Genomic DNA, 16,420 nt, shown 5'->3' on the forward strand with positions numbered 1-16,420 from the left:
ATATGAGATCGAACAATATGTGGCGCCGCTTTTTTGCCATGGCGGCTGCAGTTGTGTTTGCGGTAGCCGCTATGGTGCCGGCTGCGGCGATGGCCGACGTTGTTGACGATCTTGCCTCCACGTCGCCGGTGCATGAAAAAACGCTTGAAGACAATGGTGATGGCACGTATGATCTCACCTTATCGGTCTCGGGCGATGCTGAGCAGACCGATAAGGTCAAGCCTGTTGATATCGTGCTGGTTGTCGATGTCTCGACGAGCATGAATCAGAAGATTGACGGCATCGGCTCGAAGACCCGTATGCAGGCTGCACATGACGCCGCTGCCGCACTCGCCAAGGAGCTTCTCACCGCTGAGAATGCCAACCTGTCTCCAGACCAGCAGACCCGGATATCCGTAGTGACCTTTGGCAACAAGGCCTATCTGGAACAGGGATATTCGACGAATGCGGAGGATATCTCCAACGCTGTTCCTACGAAAGCGAAGTATTTTAAGGGGACGAACTGGGAGGCTGCCCTCATTCTCGCAAACGAGCAGCTTGGCCGTGCGAACGCCGAGAAGCATGTCATTTTCCTTTCCGATGGTGACCCGACTCTTCGCATGAGCGCGGAGGGATATGGCGCGGGCATCGAGTTGCACCCCGCCGACGGTAAAAATCCGGATGGTACGTACGGCACGTATGTCAATGATCCTAAAGGCCGCAACCTCTCTGCTGCTACGAAGGTGGCGACGAAACGTCCCGCTTCGAGCATGTATGTGGTGAATACCTCGAAGAGTGCTGAGAAGATGGGTATCTTCGCAGAGAAGACGGGGGGCTCGCTCCTCGATGGCACTACTGAAAATAACCTTGCTGCTGCTTTCTCTCAGATTGGTCAGGTTATTAGGAAGTCTGTTAGCTATCAGGACGTTGCGCTTACCGATCAGCTCTCCTCGTGGGTCGAGTTTGTTTCGGCCGACAATGGCTCTGTCGGAAACATCCGCTATACCAAAAACGGTAACGACTGGATCGGTGCTCCTCCCGCAAAGATCGACGAAGACACGCTCACGTGGAATCTTGGCACGCTCGATAAGGGCACAACCTATTCTGTGACCTTTACCATTCGTCCCAACGCTCAGGCTAAAGCCGATGTTGCCTCTAAGGGTGTCGACACCGGCTACGTGACGAATAATGCCGATACAAGTGGTGTTGCGTACAAGACCGTGGTGAAAACCCTCGAGGAGGGCGATAAAGTCTCCGGTCTTCAAAAAAGCCCCTTTGAGGAGAAGCCCATCATCACTTTGACCGCTCCTGCCGCTGCTACCGCTACGCTTTCCGGTACCAAAACGCTCGAGGGCCGCACCCTCGAGGACGGCGAGTTTAAGTTTAGGATTTCTGTCGCCGAAGGCTCAGATGAGAACACCCCGCTTCCTGATGAGACGTCTGTAACCAATGCCGCCGACGGCTCCATTACCTTTGGCACTATCACCTTTTCTAAAACGGGCACTTATCTCTATGACGTCGTTGAGGATACCTCGGTGCTTCCCGAGGGTGTTTCTGCGGTGACAAGGGATCCCCAGCGTGTTGAGGTCAAGGTGACGCTCGGAGATGACGGCGCCCTTGAGGCGGAGACCGTGGGCGAATTAAAATTCGTGAATACGTATAGTGCAAAGCCTGCCTCGGTGAGTCTCAAGGCCACAAAGGTGTTGAAGGGTGCTCAGCTCACTGACGATGCGTTTACTTTCGAGCTTCTGAACAACGATGAAGTTATGGACAGCGTTACCAATGACGCTGAGGGCAATATTGCATTTAAGGAGCTTACTCTGGACAAGGCCGGAACCTACACGTTCAAAATCGTGGAGGTCGCTGGTGACAAGAAGGGCATGACCTACGATGCGACCGAACATACGGTCACGGTGCGGGTTGACGACAATGGCCGGGGCCAGCTGGTCGTCGCTGCGATCGAGGGCGATAACCCGACCTTCACGAACACGTATGTGGAACCTACGGCTAAACCGGAGTCTACCGACAAGTCGGGCGCTTCCGGTGCCCCTTCCAATGCACAGATTCCCAAGATGGGCGATGCCAATATGGCTTTGCCGACGGTGCTTTGCCTTATCGCCGTTGCTTGCATTGGCGTTGGCGTGATAGTGCGCCGCAAGAATAAGTAGATGCGTCTTTTGCGTTTATCGTTTGACTAAAACACCCGGCAGCTCAATTTGAACTGCCGGGTGTTTTGCATGGTGCTGAGTTTTGTAGGCAAGCTATCGGGTAAGGACCGCTACCATTTCAACATGGCTGGTGTGGGGGAACATATCGACCGGCGTCATGCGGATCATGCGATAACCGCCTTGGGCAAAAAGGCGCAGGTCGCGCTCCTGCGTATAGGGGTTGCAGCTGATGTAGACGATACGGCGCGGCGCCATGGCGCAGGCTGCCTCGATAAAGGCGGGTGTGGATCCGGCGCGCGGCGGGTCAAGCGCGAGGACGTCAACGTGTTCACCGCGACGTGCCGCGTGCTGCAGGTATTCCGTGGCATCGGCTTCAATAAAGCGAGAGCGGTCGCATAGGTCGTTGACCTCTGCATTGCGCACAGCATCGCGCACGCCAAAATGGTTGCGCTCGATGCCGAGGAGCGTGATATCGACACCGGCCGCTTTGGCTTCTGCGGCAGCGCACATACCGATAGTGCCGCTTCCGCAATAGGCGTCGAGCAAGACGTCGCCGGGCTTGAGGTCCATGCCGTCGATAGCAAGCTGGTACAGCACTTCCGTTTGTTCCGGATTTGTTTGATAAAACGCCGTGGGCGAAATCTCAAACGTGCACGACAACAGGCGGTCGCGCATGCGGGCACGGCCGGCGAGGATGTGCGATTCTCCGCCCAAAATGGCGTTGGTCATCTTGGGATTGATGTTCTGAGCCACGGTGGTGATGCGTTCGTCGATATTTTGGAGCGCGGTGATGAACTGCCGATAATGCGGCATGCGGCGCTCGCGGGTGACGATGGTGAGCATCACCTCGTCGGTGTGGTATCCCATGCGGATGATGGCATAGCGTAAAAGGCCGCGACACTGGTCTTCCTCATAAGCGGGAATATGGCAAGCTTCTGCGGCGCGTGCAACGCTATTGAGGATGGCGCGAGCGCCGGGGGCTTCGACGCAGCAATCGGGAACGCCAACGATGCGATGGGTGCCGCGGGCAAAGAAGCCCGAAGCAATATGATTTTTACCGGCGGGCGCAAAGGGAGATGCCGCCTTGTGGCGAAAACCGCGTGGCGAAGCAATCTTTCCGGTGTCCCCTGCATTGGCTCCCATGCCGCGCACGGGTTCGACCGAACAATCTAGATCGAGTTCGGCGATAAGGGGACCAAAGAGCTCTTCCATAGCGTGCTGCTTGCGGGTGAGCTGCTTGCGGTAGGGGAGATTGAGCCATTCACAGCCTCCACAGGCTCGCATGACGGGGCAGGGGCCCTCACAAGAAATTTTGGAAATCGCGTGGTCATGCGTATCGGTGTGCGGCAGGCGTCGGTTCATGCGGGTCTTTCGTTAGGCGTTGCGGACACGCCTATTGTAAGGGTGTAGCTGGGATAAATACGTCTCATGCCCAGGTCTTACCCGTAAACCTATATTTGCTGAAATTGCTTGAACCGTAGGTGCTCAAAGCAAGATAAGAGACACATATTGGAGTTGTGTCGTTGATATGAATGAATGTTGACCTATTAACAACTCAAATTACTTAACTAAAATACTTGAACTACTTACCAACGCCAACGCGCCGTATGGCGCCGAAGGGACAAAACCATGCTGTTTGATGATGTGCGCGACGTGATTGTAGAGACCGTGGGCTGCGAGGCCGCTGCCGTTACCCCCGAGGCTCGTCTTAATGAGGACCTTGGTGCCGATTCCCTTGCTGCTATGGAGCTCATCATGGCGCTTGAGGAGAAGCTTGATATCGAGATTGACGACGCCGAGCTCGACCAGTTCAAGACCGTGAACGACCTTGTTTCCTACCTGGAGACCAAGGTGCAGTAACGCTGCCACTTTCAGGGAGATGATGCGCGTGGGAATGAAGAACCAAGACGTCTACGATCTGATGGATCGCTTTGAGAAAAGCGGAATCGCTCGCATGAAGTTCGAGAGCGGCGACACCTCGCTTGAGCTCGAAAAGACGATTGCGGTATCCGGTGCGCCTGCGGTGGCAGCTGCCCCTATGGCTCAGCCAGCGGTTTCTGGCGCGGAAGCCGCTTCTGCCCAAGAGCCCGAAGCGGGCCTTTTTATCAAGGCCCCGATGGTTGGGACCTTCTACGTTGCCTCTTCGCCAGATGCGCAGCCATATGTGAACCCTGGCGATGCTGTGCACGCCGGGGATACGGTGTGCATGCTCGAAGCCATGAAGATGATGAGCGAGGTGTCGGCGCCTTGCGATTGCATTATCGAAGAGCTGCTCGTTGCGGATGGCGAGCTTGTCTCGTTCGATCAGCCTTTGATTCGCTATCGAGAGAGCTAGGCTAGGCATCCTATGTTCAAACGATTGTTAATTGCCAACCGCGGCGAGATCGCCCTGCGCGTGGCTCGTGCCTGCCGCGAGCTCGATATCGATCCGGTGATGGTGTATTCCGAAGCCGATCGAGATGCGTTGCACGTGCAACTTGCCGCGCACGCCTACTGCATCGGTCCCGCGCCTGCCCAGCAGAGCTATCTTAACGGCGATGCGATTTTGACGGTCGCGAAGGCCGCGGGCTGCGATGCGATTCATCCGGGTTACGGCTTTTTATCAGAGAACGCAGCGTTTGCCCAGGAGTGCGTGGACGAGGGCTTTGCCTACGTGGGACCTGCGGCACATGTAATCGCGGCCATGGGAAACAAGGCGGCGGCGCGCGAGATGATGAAACGCGCGGGAGTGCCGGTGGTCCCCGGATCGGATGGCTCCGTTGCCAACGCATATGAGGGCGCTCGTATTGCGAAGGAGATTGGCTATCCGGTGCTCATCAAGGCGGCTGCGGGAGGCGGCGGACGCGGCATGCGTCGCGTATACGATCCCGATCGCTTTGAAGAGCTGTTCGAGGAGGCTCGTGCCGAATCGCGCGCATGCTTTAACGATGACGAGATGTATCTTGAGAAGCTCATCGTCAATCCGCACCATATCGAGTTTCAGATACTTGCAGATTCTCAGGGGACTATCGTCCATTTGGGGGATCGCGATTGTTCGATCCAGCGTCGCGGTCAGAAGATGATTGAGGAGACGCCCTCGCGCGTGCTCTCGGATGAGCTACGTGAGCGTATGGGTGCGGCCGCAGTTGCCGCCGCACGTGCCGCCGGCTATCAAAACGCTGGAACGGTGGAGTTTGTGCTCGACCATACAGGGGAGTTCTACTTCATCGAGATGAACACGCGCATTCAGGTTGAGCACCCCATTACCGAGATGGTGAGTGACGTGGATCTTGTGCGCGAACAGATTCGCGTGGCCGCCGGTCTTCCGCTCGGCTTTACCCAGGAGGATATCCATATCAAGGGGCATGCCATCGAGTGCCGCGTGAATGCCGAGGACCCCACGCGCGATTTTGCGCCGTCGCCCGCGCGCATCGATTTTTTGCATGTGCCAGGCGGTATGGGTGTGCGCGTTGATACGGGCATTTACCAGGGATATACCGTTCCTGCGCAGTATGACTCGCTCATTGCCAAGCTCGATGTGTGGGCGCCCACGCGCCTGGAGGCGTTGCGCCGCTGTCGTCGCGCGCTCGAAGAGCTCATCGTCGAGGGGCCAGCAACCAATATCGACCTGTTGCATCAGGTGATGTATCACCCTCAGTTCATCCACGGCACCTATACGACGTCCTTTATGGATGAGCACCTGCAGGAGATTCTTGGGTGGGACGCAGAGCAAAAGAAGGTGAGCGCATGATAGCTCCATTTGGGAAGCGACGTGAGCGTTTGCTCCAACTGCGTGAGCTTCGCCGAGCAGGCGAGGGGCCGGCGTCGTTGCCACAGCAGACGTGTCCCGCATGCGAGCACGAACTTGCGCAGGATGAGCTAGTTCACAACCTGCATGTTTGTCCTCATTGTGGCCATCATTTGCGTATCGGCGCCCATGATCGCCTGGCATCGGTGCTTGACGCTGGGAGCTTTAGGGAGTTTGAGGCAAAGATGGCTTCAAGCGACCCCCTGGGTTTTCCCGATTACGCAGAAAAGGTCCGTACGCTTCGCAAAAATACGGGCCTGTCCGATGCCTTGGTGTGCGGCTGGGGCTCCATCGACGGTACCCGCGTAGCGGTGGCCGTGCTCGATACCTCATTTTTAATGGGCAGCATGGGTGCGGTCGTGGGAGAAAAGCTCACGCGTCTTATCGAGCGCGCAGGAAAGAAGAAGTGCCCGCTTATCGTGTTTTCCGCAAGCGGCGGCGCGCGTATGCAAGAAGGCATTATCTCTTTGATGCAGATGGCAAAGACCTCCGCCGCAATCGAGCGTTTTTCGGGCGCGGGCGGGCTCTTTATTTCGGTGATGACAAATCCAGCCATGGGCGGGGTGACGGCAAGCTTTGCCTCGCTGGGCGACATCATGCTTGCCGAGCCGGGGGCGTTGATTGGCTTCGCGGGTCCGCGCGTTATCGAGCAGACCATCGGCGAGTCGCTGCCTAAGGGTTTTCAGCGAGCGGAATTCCAACTCAGCCATGGGTTCATCGATGCGGTGGTGCCGCGCGGCAGAATGCGCGCTCAACTGTCGCGCTTGCTTATGCTGCACGGTTTTGGAGGTGTTGCGCGTGGCTCTCAAAAATAACGCGCGACTCACCGCTGCGGAGCGCGTGGCCCTTGCTCGCATGCCGCATCGTCCGGGTGTCGAGGAGTACGTGGATGCGCTGTTCGAAAACGTATTCGAGCAGCGAGGCGACCGAACAGCCTCCGACGACCAGGCAATCATGTGCGCCATCGCCACGTTCCACGGATGCCCGGTGACGGTTGTGGGACATCGTAAAGGCTCGACGATCGAGCAGCGTATGGCCTTTAACTTTGGCATGCCATCGCCAGAGGGGTATCGAAAGGCGCAGCGATCCATGCGCGCGGCAGAGAAGTTTGGCCGTCCCATCATCACATTTGTTGACACACCCGGAGCCTATCCGGGCCTGGAAGCAGAGGAGCACGGCCAGGGCGAGGCAATCGCTCGCAGTATCGAGCTCATGAGCGCCTTGAAAGTCCCCGTGATTTGCGTGATCTGTGGCGAAGGAGGGTCGGGCGGCGCGCTGGCGCTTGCCGTGGGAAACCGGGTGCTCATGCTTGAGAACTCGGTTTATTCGGTGCTTTCGCCAGAAGGTTTCGCCTCGATTCTGTGGAAGGACGCGTCTCGTTCGGAAGAGGCTTGCGAGGTCATGAAACTCACGGCGCAGGACCTGCTTGACCTGCAGGTTATCGATGCGATTGTTCCCGAGCCCGCAGGTGGTGCCCATGAGGATCCGCAGACCGTATTTCAAACGGTCGATTCGTATCTAAGGCGCGCTCTCGATGAGATGCAGGGCATGACGGGCACAGCGCTTGCGCGCGAGCGCTACACGAAGTTCAGGTCCATGGGAATGCATGCACAAAGGAGGTGCAGATGATGGATGGCGTCAAGCTTGTTGGCACGGGTTCGGCTTTGCCCTCGCGCACGGTGACCAATGACGACCTGGCACAGATCGTGGACACCTCGGACGAGTGGATTCGAACAAGGACGGGTATCGGCGAGCGCCATTATTGCACCCCCGACGAGACTCATGGGCAGCTTGCGCTCTGCGCTGCCCAGCGTGCTTTAGGCGACGCCGGTATTCTGGCGCAGGATGTCGGAATTTGTCTGGTTGCCACGTTTACGTCGACAAACGCAACGCCTTCTACCGCATGCTTGCTGCAGCGCGACTTAGGCCTTAACGAAGACACGTTGTGCCTGGATTTAAATGCGGCCTGCGCGGGATTTGTCTACGCCCTGCATGTTGCCGAACAGCTTTTGCTCGACAGCCCTCGACCCTATGCATTGGTAGTTGGCGTCGATGCGGTGAGCCGCGTGCTCGACTTTACCGACCGTTCGACCTGCGTGTTGTTTGGCGATGGCGCGGGTGCAGCGGTCCTCAGGGCGCAAGCCGATGCCTCGCCGCTATACGCCGCGTGGGGGTCGCGTGGAGACGACATGTCGCTTTGCGCCCCGAATGAGGTGGATGGCACTGCGGTGATCCCGCGCCTGCGAATGGACGGGCGCGCGGTGTTTCGCTTTGCGACTGAAATTTTGCCTGCGTGTGCAAAAAAGGTGCTCGAGCGTGCGGGTATCGAAGCCTCGCAAATCGATCGCTTTGTGTTTCATCAGGCAAACCAGCGCATCGTCGACCTGGCGGTGAAAAAGCTCGGGGTGGATCCCGCGCGCTGTGCTGGCAACATTGCGCACACCGGCAATACCTCGGCGGCAAGCGTGGCGATTCTTCTGGATGAGCTTTGTCGCACGGGCGCGCTCGCTTCTGGCGAGAGGGCACTGTGCGTTGGATTTGGCGCGGGCCTTACCTGGGCCGGCGCGTTGTTGGAGCGTGCGTAGGGGGAACTTGGTCCCGCACGCGGTATGGAAAGGACAGACATGAAGCTCAACGAGCTTTTGGGAACCGAGTTTCCCCTTATACAGGGAGGTATGGCCAATATCGCTACGGGTGCGTTTGCTGCAGCATGCTCTAACGCCGGCGCATTGGGCATTGTGGCATCGGGCGGTATGGACGCTCCGGCGTTACGCGAGCAGATTCGCGCGGCACGCGCTTTGACGGACAAGCCGTTTGGCGTGAATCTCATGCTCATGAACCCGCATGTCGACGAGCTGGCGCAGGTCGTTGTCGAAGAGCATGTGAGCGTTCTTACCACCGGAGCAGGTAATCCCGGCAAGTATATGGATCAGTGGAAATCCGCTGGAATCAAGGTGTTCCCCGTGGTGGCGGCCCCCGTTTTGGCCCGCCGCCTGGCGCGTTATGACATTGACGGCGTGATTGCCGAGGGTACGGAGAGCGGTGGCCATGTGGGCGAGACCACGACCATGGCGCTCGTCCCGCAGGTGGTCGATGCGGTTGACGTTCCCGTTATCGCGGCGGGAGGCATTGCAGACGGGCGTCAGCTTGCCGCTGCGCTTGCTCTGGGCGCGGTGGGCGCTCAGGTGGGAACGTGCCTGCTGGCGAGCGAGGAGTGCCCCATCCACGAGAACTATAAGCAAGCCGTGATCAAGGCGGGCTCCAACGATACGGTGGTGACCGGCCGCTCAAAGGGCGCGCCTGTGCGCGTGCTCAAAAATAAGATGGCGCGCGAGTATCTCAAGCTCGAACAGGGCAATCCCTCGCGAGATGAGCTGGAGGCATTGACGCTTGGCTCTCTGCGTCGCGCGGTTGTCGATGGCGATCTTGACAGGGGCAGCTTCATGTCCGGCCAGGTTGCCGCCATGGTGAGGGAAATTCGCCCCGCTCGCGCGATCTTCGAGGACCTTATGGCGAGCGCAGAGCGTGCTATCGCGGAGGTGCGCTTGTGAGCAAGACGGCTTTCCTGTTTGCTGGCCAGGGGTCGCAGCACGTGGGGATGGGGCGTGACCTCTATGAGACCTATCCCGTTTTTCGCGAGGTTATCGATGGCACGCATCTCGATTTCGACCTGCGCTCTCTTATGTTCGAGGGACCGGACGAGCAGCTTTCCCAGACGCGCTATACCCAACCGTGTATGGTTGCGTTTGCGGCGGGCATGACGGCGGTTCTCGATGAGCTGGAAATCAAACCCGATTACGTTGCGGGCTTGAGCCTGGGCGAGTATTCCGCCTTGGCTGCTGCCGGCGTATTTGAGCCGCAGCAGGCGATACAGCTTGCGGCGTTTCGTGGGAGTGCTATGGCGCGCGCTTCCGAGGGCCGAGCCTGTGCGATGGTCTCGATTTTGGGCTTAGCGCGTGAGGCGGTTGAATCGGCAGTTGAGCTTGCCGCGGCTGCAGGCCAGGGGACGGTTGAGGTCTCCAACTACAACTGCCCTGGGCAGACCGTTATCGCCGGAGACGCCTCCGCGGTGGAGCTTGCCGCGGCTGCTGCGCGTGACGCCGGCGCTCGTAGGTGCATTCCGCTGCATGTGAGCGGGCCGTTCCATACCTCGTTGCTGCACTCTGCGGGCGACGCCCTGCATGAGCGCTTTAAAGAAGAACCCTTTGGCGAGATGCGCGTTCCGGTGCTGTTTAACTGCTTGGGCCACGAGATGGGTGCGGGCGATAGCATTTCTGCGCTTCTTGAGCGACAGGTTCAGTCTGCCGTGCGCATGGAAGACACCATCATGCGCCTGGTGGAATTGGGCGTGGACCGTGTAATCGAGGTTGGCCCCGGCAGGGTTCTCTCTGGTTTGGTTCGCCGTTGCACCAAAGCTATTCACTGCGTATCGATAGAAACACGCGAGGACGTGGAATCGCTTAAGGAGGAGCTGTAATGATGGAGGGCCTTTCTTTGGCGGACATGTGCGCCGTCGTGACGGGCGGTTCGCGCGGCATCGGTCGCGCTGTTTGTTTGGAGCTTGCGCGCCTGGGAGCGCGGGTGGTGTTCACCTATGCCGGAAACGCCGAGGCTGCTCAAAAGACGCTCGAGATGATTGAGGAACAGGGCGGGGTGGCACGTGCAATATGTGCCGACGTGCGCAGTGCAGAAGACGCGACGCGCGTGATCGATGAGGCGCGTACCGCTTTTGGCAGCGTGGATATCCTTGTCAACAACGCCGGTATCACATGCGACAAGCTTGCTGCGCGTATGAAGCCCGAGGATTTCGATGCCGTGGTGGATACGAACCTTAAGGGAGCCTTCCTCTACACCAAGGCGGTGCTACGCCCCATGATGCGCGCTCGCTCGGGCGCGATCGTCAACATGGCTTCGGTGGTGGGGCTGCGCGGTAACGCGGGCCAGGCCAATTACGCGGCAAGCAAAGCGGGTCTCATCGGTATGACCAAGTCCATTGCTCGCGAGGTTGCCGCTTTGGGCATTCGTGTGAACGCCGTGGCCCCCGGTTTCATTGCGACGGATATGACCGACGCGATGCCCGAGGCCGCTCGTGCAGCAACGCTTGCTTCGATTCCGGCCGGCCGATTGGGCGAGGCATTTGAGGTCGCTCGCGTTGTGGCCTTTTTGGCGAGCGACGCCGCTTCATACGTAACGGGACAAGTTCTTGCCGTCGACGGCGGCATGGCGATGTAGGGGGTCATCATGGCAAAACGCAGGGTTGTCATAACGGGGATGGGCGCTGTTACCCCACTGGGGCACAGCGTTTCGAAGAGCTGGGAGGCCGTCCGCGCCGGCGAGTGCGGCATCGCCCCCATCTCTCTGTTCGATGCTTCGGATATGAAGGTTTCGCTGGCTGCCGAGGTCAAGGAGTGGGACCCGGCAGCTACCCTTGGGGCGCGCGAGTCCAAACATCTGGCACGCTTCACGCAGTTTGCCCTGGCGGCCGCTCGCGAGGCGATGGATGATTCCGGGCTGGCGCTCGATGCCGATAAAGCCGATCGCGCGGGGGTCATTATCGGAAGCGGTATCGGCGGCGTTGCCGAGACGGAGTCGCAGCAAATGCGCTGCAGTGCCCGTGGATATGATCGCTGCTCCCCCTACTACATCCCCTCGGGAATTTCCAACATGGCGGCGGGTCAGGTTGCCATTGCCTTTGGCTTCAAAGGCATGTGCACGTGTCCGGTTACCGCTTGTGCAAGCGGTACGAACGCCGTGGGCGATGCCTTTCGTCAGATTCGCGATGGCTATGCCGATGTCATGCTTGCGGGCGGAACCGAGGCGGCGATAACGCCTCTTTCCATCGGTGGCTTTACAACCATGCGTGCGCTTCATACAGGGGACGATCCCACGTGCGCATCCATCCCCTTCGATGCGCGTCGCAGCGGTTTTGTGATGGGCGAGGGCGCAGGCGTGTGTTTGCTCGAGGAGCTGGAGCACGCGCAGGCACGCGGTGCGCATGTCTATGCCGAGCTTGTGGGCTATGGCGTTACCTGCGATGCGTTCCACATCACGGCTCCCTCAGAAAACGGCGAGGGTGCTGCGCGCGCTATGCAGCTCACACTCGAGGATGCCGGGGTCGATCCCTCTCGGGTTGGTTACATCAATGCCCACGGTACCTCGACCAAGCTCAACGACGAGCGTGAGACGCAGGCTATTAAAACCGTGTTCGGCGAGCACGCGCAAGAGCTTGCGGTGAGCTCGACAAAGTCGATGACCGGTCATATGCTGGGCGCCGCAGGCGCCGTCGAGGCCATTTTTACGACGCTCGCCCTGCGGGATTCCTATCTTCCGGCGACTATCGGCTGCGAAGAGCCCGATTCCGCTTGTGACCTCGACTACGTAACGGGCGAGGGACGCTCGGCATCGCTTTCCTACGCCATGTCCAATTCGCTTGGCTTTGGCGGCCATAACGCCTGTATTCTCATGAAAGCCTGGGAGGGTTAGACCATGCAGCTCGATTCCAATCAGATTTCGCAGATTTTGCCCCATCGTTATCCGTTTGCGCTTGTCGATCGCATTACCGATGGCGAGGAGGGTTCGTGGGCGCGCGGCATTAAGTGCGTGAGCGTGCAGGAGCCGGTATTCCAAGGACATTTTCCCACGTATCACGTGCTGCCTGGTGTGATGATTATAGAGGCCCTGGCTCAAGTTGCCGCCGTGGCGATGCTTGCCAATCCGGAGCAGCGCGGCAAGATCGGGTTTTTGGGCGCGGTGAAAAACGCACGCTTTAAGCGTCAGGTACGTCCCGGCGACGTGATGGAGATGGAGAGTCGCATCGTACGTACGCGCGGCAACTTTGCTTTTGTCGAGGGTCGCGCTTCGGTTGACGGCCAGCTTGCCGCAACGGTTGAACTCACGCTGGCGTTCGGTTCTAATGAAACGAGCGACAAGTAGGGTGACGTTCGGGGGTTTTGGCGTGCTCGAGAAAAAGTTCATTCGGGTATATACCAAATTCAAACTGCATTTTTATCGGGAGACCTTTGCGCGCTTCCAAAATCGCGAGGCGAGCCTTACTACGGTGGAGAGCTTTGCGATGGAGGCGATCTATGCGCTGGGAAACCCCACGGTGCGACAGTTTGCCGAGTTCATGGGCATTTCCTCGTCGAATGCGGCGTACAAGACGGCAAGTTTGGTGCGCAAAGGATATCTAATCAAGGAGCGTTCAAAGACCGACGCTCGCGAGTACCATCTGGTCCCCACCCAAAAGTACCTGGACTACTACAATGTGAGCGCCGACTACGTACATATCGTTATGGAGCGCATCAAGAAGCGTTTTTCTGCAGAGGACGTGACAAAGATCGAAGAGGTTCTGAGTGTGATGAGCGAGGAGCTTATGTCCGAGGTTCCGCTGTAGCAGTTTGGTTTCATTGAGTATTCCGTTAAGCGGCGAGCGCGTTTGTTGTTCTGCTCGCCGCTTTTCCCTCTAGGGGAGAAAAACCCGCGTATGCCGAAATGGGCGCATGATTACGTATAGGCACGGGTAGGCTTGAGCCAACGGTTAATTAACCTCGGCGCGCATCCCGCCGGGATGCCTCGCCGGGTTTTGGCTCAGGGAGGTTACCATGGGTGCGCCTAAAACCGATAATGTGAGGAATGTGGTTCTCGTAGGCCAAGGCGGGGTGGGCAAGACCTCGCTCGCGGAGGCCATGCTCCACCTATCTGGGAAAACAGCCCGTCTGGGCGGCCACGACGGCACCAAGCCAACGCTTGATTACGATGCCGAAGAGGTTAAACGCGAGTTTTCCATCTCCACGTCTATCGCCCCCATCGACTGGAAGGGCTCACGCATCAACGTATTGGATGCACCCTGCTATCCCGATTTTATTGGCGATGCCTACGCCGCGATGAGCGTATGCGAATCTGCGCTGTTTGTTGTCGATGCTGCGGCGGGCCCGCAACCTACGACCGTCAAGCTGTGGTATGCGGCAGAGGATCTGCGCCTGGCGCGCGCCGTTTTTGTCAATCGAATCGATAAGGAAAATGCCAATTTCGAGACCTGCTTGGGCCTGTTGCGTGAGCGCTTTGGTACGCGCTTGGGCGCTGTGACCCTTCCCTGGGGCCAGGGTGAGGACTTTGGCGGCGTGATCGACCTGGTGCGCATGAAGGCACGCCATTGCAACGGAACCGAGCAGACGGAGTGCGAGATTCCCGAGGAGTATCGTGCTCAGGCCGAGGCCGCGCACGAGACGTTGTGCGAGCTCGTTGCCGAGGCCGACGATGACCTGATGGAAAAGTATCTCGAGGGCGAGACCCTTACGCAGGAAGAGATCGAGGGCCTGCTTTCGCGTGCCATCGCAAAGCGTCTTTTCGTCCCCGTTTTTGTGGGAAGCTGTATCAAAGAGCAGGGCGTCAATTCCCTGATGGACGATATCGCCACGTACTTCCCTGCGCCTACCGATTACGGCGAGATGCCGCTTATCGATGGCGACTCCCTTAAGATTTCTTCCGAGGACGATCGCCCCGTGGTTTTTGTCTTCAAGACCTTGAACGATCCTTCCCAGGGTCGCATCTCGTTTATCAAGGTGCTCACGGGCACAATCGAGCCGGGCATGGAGCTGGTCAACGCGCGCACGCGTAAGAGCGAGCGCATGGCGCATCTCTATGTGATGTGCGGCCGCGAGATGACCGAGGTCGGTCATGCCTATGCCGGCGATATCGTGGTGGTTCCCAAACTCGCGGCAGAGACGGGCGATACGCTTTCGGTATCCGGCAAGATCGAGGCTGCGGCGTTCAAATTCCCCAACTCCCAGTATCGCATTGCCATCGAGGCTGAGAATCGCGGCGACGAGGAGAAACTCTTTACCTTTATCGACCGCGCCTGTGAGGCAGACCCCACCATGCGCATCGAGCGTGACGAGGAGACGGGTCAGACCATCATCTCCGCTGTGGGCGAGGCCCAAGTATCCGTGCTCCTCAATCGTCTGGAGGAACGCACGAAGGTCGAGGCTCGCACGGTGCCCATTCGCATCCCGTATCGCGAGACCATTCGTCGCGTCGCAAGCGCTCAAGGTCGTCATAAGAAGCAGACCGGCGGTGCTGGCCAGTTTGGCGATTGCTATCTGCGCGTGGAGCCTTTGCTTGATGGTACCGATTACGAGTTTGTTGACGAGGTTGTAGGCGGTCACATTCCGCGTGCGCTGATTCCTGCGGTCGATAAGGGCGTTCAGGAGACCATGAAGGACGGCGTTATTGCTGGTTATCCGCTGACCGGTATACGTGTTGCCTGCTACGACGGTTCGTATCATCCCGTCGATTCCAACGAGATGGCATTCCGTACCGCCGCTCGCATTGCTCTTAAGAAGGCTTGCGAGGATGCCGACCCGGTGGTGCTCGAGCCGATGGAGAACATTACCGTCACGATCCCGGAGAGCTACGCCGGCGCCGTGATGGGCGATGTATCCGGTTCGCGCGGCCGCGTGACTGGCATGGATACAAACAATCGCGGCGAGACCGTAGTTACGGCAACCGTCCCGTATGCGGAGCTTGTCGACTACGCAACGCGTCTGCGCTCTCTTACGCGTGGAACCGGTGACTTTACCATGGAGCCTGCGGGCTATGAACAGGTGCCTTACGATGTCCAGAAGCATCTGGTTGAGTTCTACGAGGAGTCTCGCGCTCAGGGTAGATAGCAAATGCCTTGCTGATAATCAAAACGATTTGCCCGCTTTGGAACGACCCCGTTATTGCAACGGGGTCGTTTTTCTTCTCTTTTAACTGTCGGTTCTAGAAGATGTCCGAGCCGAAGATGTTCGTGGCGTGGGGATTATTAAATAGAGAGAGGGGTCGTTAATTATATGCTACCCAGATATACCCAATACGGTGGTATTATTTGAACCCACAAAGTGACGCGTGGCATCAATCCGCATCAAAGGAGACCTGATCGATTTACATGACAGACTTTATGCATGGAGCTAAGTACGATACAAAAACTCGTCACCGTGCCGCAAAGATATTGGCGACCGGCGTGGGGCACCGTGCACTTGCGACTCAGCTAGGAATTCCCGAAGCGACGGCTCGTCAATGGTCTCGTGCCTATGCAGTGGGGGGTCAATCTGCCGTGATGAACGCTGGTGCAAAACACCGCATTTATCCGTTTGAGCTTAAGCTTTCCGTGGTCAAAGACCGTTTGGAAAAGGGTCTATCTGTGCGCGATGTCATGGTTAAACACGGTGTGCCCAGCGAATCTTCAGTCAAGACGTGGTGCCGTCAATTTCGTGAGGGTGGCGAAGCCGCCCTGGTTGATAAGCCACGCGGACGCAAACCTAAACAATAGACTCTATTAAATTGGCGCTGGCATAGGGTTTGATTTTCTATGCAAAGAGGCATGGGCACGAACTCGCTGGGGCGACTATGTGGTTTCGCATCCCTCTCGCTGTCGGAGACGTTTGTCTAACAAACGCCCTGATTGGGGTGATTGTTCCCGTTTGTGCCAAATAGCCGCGTTGGG

Annotated in this window: 16 protein-coding genes; 15 read left to right on the forward strand and 1 reads right to left on the reverse strand. The window is 58.1% G+C overall.

Going from position 1 to position 16,420, the window contains the following annotated elements; all coding sequences use genetic code 11:
• Window positions 1–2: 2 nt before the first annotated feature.
• On the forward strand, window positions 3–2,147 hold the full coding sequence (locus BQ9843_RS05600; RefSeq protein WP_075844230.1) for a Spy0128 family protein: 2,145 nt from the start codon (window positions 3–5) through the stop codon (window positions 2,145–2,147).
• 93 nt (window positions 2,148–2,240) lie between these two features.
• Here the strand turns inward: BQ9843_RS05600 and rlmD are convergent, their stop codons facing one another.
• On the reverse strand, window positions 2,241–3,509 hold the full coding sequence (gene rlmD / locus BQ9843_RS05605; protein WP_083647943.1) for a 23S rRNA (uracil(1939)-C(5))-methyltransferase RlmD: 1,269 nt from the start codon (window positions 3,507–3,509) through the stop codon (window positions 2,241–2,243).
• Window positions 3,510–3,776: 267 nt separating this feature from the next.
• Between rlmD and acpP the strand changes: the two genes are divergently transcribed.
• The 14 genes from acpP (at window position 3,777) to BQ9843_RS05675 (ending at window position 16,246) form a co-directional block, all read left to right on the forward strand.
• Window positions 3,777–4,007, forward strand: a complete 231-nt coding sequence (acpP, locus tag BQ9843_RS05610) for an acyl carrier protein (RefSeq protein WP_022387208.1) — start codon at window positions 3,777–3,779, stop codon at window positions 4,005–4,007.
• Window positions 4,008–4,041: 34 nt separating this feature from the next.
• Window positions 4,042–4,482 carry an acetyl-CoA carboxylase biotin carboxyl carrier protein gene (accB, locus tag BQ9843_RS05615; protein ID WP_075844335.1) on the forward strand — a complete coding sequence of 147 codons (441 nt, stop codon included), beginning with the start codon at window positions 4,042–4,044 and terminating at the stop codon, window positions 4,480–4,482.
• Between the two features lie 12 nt (window positions 4,483–4,494).
• Window positions 4,495–5,877 (forward strand): acetyl-CoA carboxylase biotin carboxylase subunit, encoded by a 1,383-nt coding sequence (gene accC / locus BQ9843_RS05620; RefSeq protein WP_075844231.1) that lies wholly within the window; start codon window positions 4,495–4,497, stop codon window positions 5,875–5,877.
• Window positions 5,874–6,749 carry an acetyl-CoA carboxylase, carboxyltransferase subunit beta gene (accD, locus tag BQ9843_RS05625; RefSeq protein WP_075844232.1) on the forward strand — a complete coding sequence of 292 codons (876 nt, stop codon included), beginning with the start codon at window positions 5,874–5,876 and terminating at the stop codon, window positions 6,747–6,749. Before accC ends, accD begins: the two co-directional genes overlap by 4 nt.
• Window positions 6,733–7,563 carry an acetyl-CoA carboxylase carboxyltransferase subunit alpha gene (locus tag BQ9843_RS05630; protein WP_230205610.1) on the forward strand — a complete coding sequence of 277 codons (831 nt, stop codon included), beginning with the start codon at window positions 6,733–6,735 and terminating at the stop codon, window positions 7,561–7,563. Before accD ends, BQ9843_RS05630 begins: the two co-directional genes overlap by 17 nt.
• Window positions 7,560–8,519 carry a beta-ketoacyl-ACP synthase III gene (locus BQ9843_RS05635; protein ID WP_230205611.1) on the forward strand — a complete coding sequence of 320 codons (960 nt, stop codon included), beginning with the start codon at window positions 7,560–7,562 and terminating at the stop codon, window positions 8,517–8,519. Before BQ9843_RS05630 ends, BQ9843_RS05635 begins: the two co-directional genes overlap by 4 nt.
• Before the next feature lie 39 nt (window positions 8,520–8,558).
• On the forward strand, window positions 8,559–9,485 hold the full coding sequence (locus BQ9843_RS05640; protein ID WP_075844234.1) for a nitronate monooxygenase: 927 nt from the start codon (window positions 8,559–8,561) through the stop codon (window positions 9,483–9,485).
• A complete protein-coding gene (fabD, locus tag BQ9843_RS05645; protein ID WP_075844235.1) occupies window positions 9,482–10,411 on the forward strand; it encodes an ACP S-malonyltransferase in 930 nt (309 codons plus the stop codon). The genes BQ9843_RS05640 and fabD overlap by 4 nt, the downstream gene beginning before the upstream one ends.
• Window positions 10,411–11,166, forward strand: a complete 756-nt coding sequence (fabG, locus tag BQ9843_RS05650) for a 3-oxoacyl-[acyl-carrier-protein] reductase (protein WP_230205612.1) — start codon at window positions 10,411–10,413, stop codon at window positions 11,164–11,166. Before fabD ends, fabG begins: the two co-directional genes overlap by 1 nt.
• A gap of 9 nt (window positions 11,167–11,175) precedes the next feature.
• Window positions 11,176–12,417, forward strand: a complete 1,242-nt coding sequence (gene fabF / locus BQ9843_RS05655; protein WP_075844236.1) for a beta-ketoacyl-ACP synthase II — start codon at window positions 11,176–11,178, stop codon at window positions 12,415–12,417.
• A 3-nt stretch (window positions 12,418–12,420) separates the two neighbouring features.
• Window positions 12,421–12,867 carry a 3-hydroxyacyl-ACP dehydratase FabZ gene (fabZ, locus tag BQ9843_RS05660; RefSeq protein ID WP_022387218.1) on the forward strand — a complete coding sequence of 149 codons (447 nt, stop codon included), beginning with the start codon at window positions 12,421–12,423 and terminating at the stop codon, window positions 12,865–12,867.
• A gap of 1 nt (window position 12,868) precedes the next feature.
• Complete coding sequence (locus tag BQ9843_RS05665; protein WP_230205613.1) at window positions 12,869–13,327, forward strand: MarR family winged helix-turn-helix transcriptional regulator; 459 nt, start codon at window positions 12,869–12,871, stop codon at window positions 13,325–13,327.
• Between the two features lie 208 nt (window positions 13,328–13,535).
• The gene (fusA, locus tag BQ9843_RS05670; RefSeq protein WP_075844237.1) at window positions 13,536–15,602 is read left to right on the forward strand and encodes an elongation factor G; all 2,067 of its coding nucleotides are present in this window, start codon (window positions 13,536–13,538) and stop codon (window positions 15,600–15,602) included.
• 260 nt (window positions 15,603–15,862) lie between these two features.
• On the forward strand, window positions 15,863–16,246 hold the full coding sequence (locus BQ9843_RS05675; protein WP_022387221.1) for a helix-turn-helix domain-containing protein: 384 nt from the start codon (window positions 15,863–15,865) through the stop codon (window positions 16,244–16,246).
• Window positions 16,247–16,420: the final 174 nt, after the last annotated feature.

Source organism: Collinsella bouchesdurhonensis, from assembly GCF_900155365.1.
Lineage (GTDB): Bacteria > Actinomycetota > Coriobacteriia > Coriobacteriales > Coriobacteriaceae > Collinsella > Collinsella bouchesdurhonensis.

Excerpts from the sequence above, each read along its gene's own strand:
- BQ9843_RS05600 (WP_075844230.1), top strand. The coding sequence starts at position 3 with ATGAGATCGAACAATATGTGGCGCCGCTTTTTTGCCATGGCGGCTGCA.
- rlmD (WP_083647943.1), bottom strand. The coding sequence starts at position 3,509 with ATGAACCGACGCCTGCCGCACACCGATACGCATGACCACGCGATTTCC.
- accB (WP_075844335.1), top strand. The coding sequence starts at position 4,042 with ATGAAGAACCAAGACGTCTACGATCTGATGGATCGCTTTGAGAAAAGC.
- BQ9843_RS05675 (WP_022387221.1), top strand. The coding sequence starts at position 15,863 with ATGACAGACTTTATGCATGGAGCTAAGTACGATACAAAAACTCGTCAC.
- acpP (WP_022387208.1), top strand. The coding sequence starts at position 3,777 with ATGCTGTTTGATGATGTGCGCGACGTGATTGTAGAGACCGTGGGCTGC.
- accD (WP_075844232.1), top strand. The coding sequence starts at position 5,874 with ATGATAGCTCCATTTGGGAAGCGACGTGAGCGTTTGCTCCAACTGCGT.
- fabF (WP_075844236.1), top strand. The coding sequence starts at position 11,176 with ATGGCAAAACGCAGGGTTGTCATAACGGGGATGGGCGCTGTTACCCCA.
- accC (WP_075844231.1), top strand. The coding sequence starts at position 4,495 with ATGTTCAAACGATTGTTAATTGCCAACCGCGGCGAGATCGCCCTGCGC.
- fusA (WP_075844237.1), top strand. The coding sequence starts at position 13,536 with ATGGGTGCGCCTAAAACCGATAATGTGAGGAATGTGGTTCTCGTAGGC.
- fabG (WP_230205612.1), top strand. The coding sequence starts at position 10,411 with ATGATGGAGGGCCTTTCTTTGGCGGACATGTGCGCCGTCGTGACGGGC.
- BQ9843_RS05640 (WP_075844234.1), top strand. The coding sequence starts at position 8,559 with ATGAAGCTCAACGAGCTTTTGGGAACCGAGTTTCCCCTTATACAGGGA.
- BQ9843_RS05635 (WP_230205611.1), top strand. The coding sequence starts at position 7,560 with ATGATGGATGGCGTCAAGCTTGTTGGCACGGGTTCGGCTTTGCCCTCG.
- fabZ (WP_022387218.1), top strand. The coding sequence starts at position 12,421 with ATGCAGCTCGATTCCAATCAGATTTCGCAGATTTTGCCCCATCGTTAT.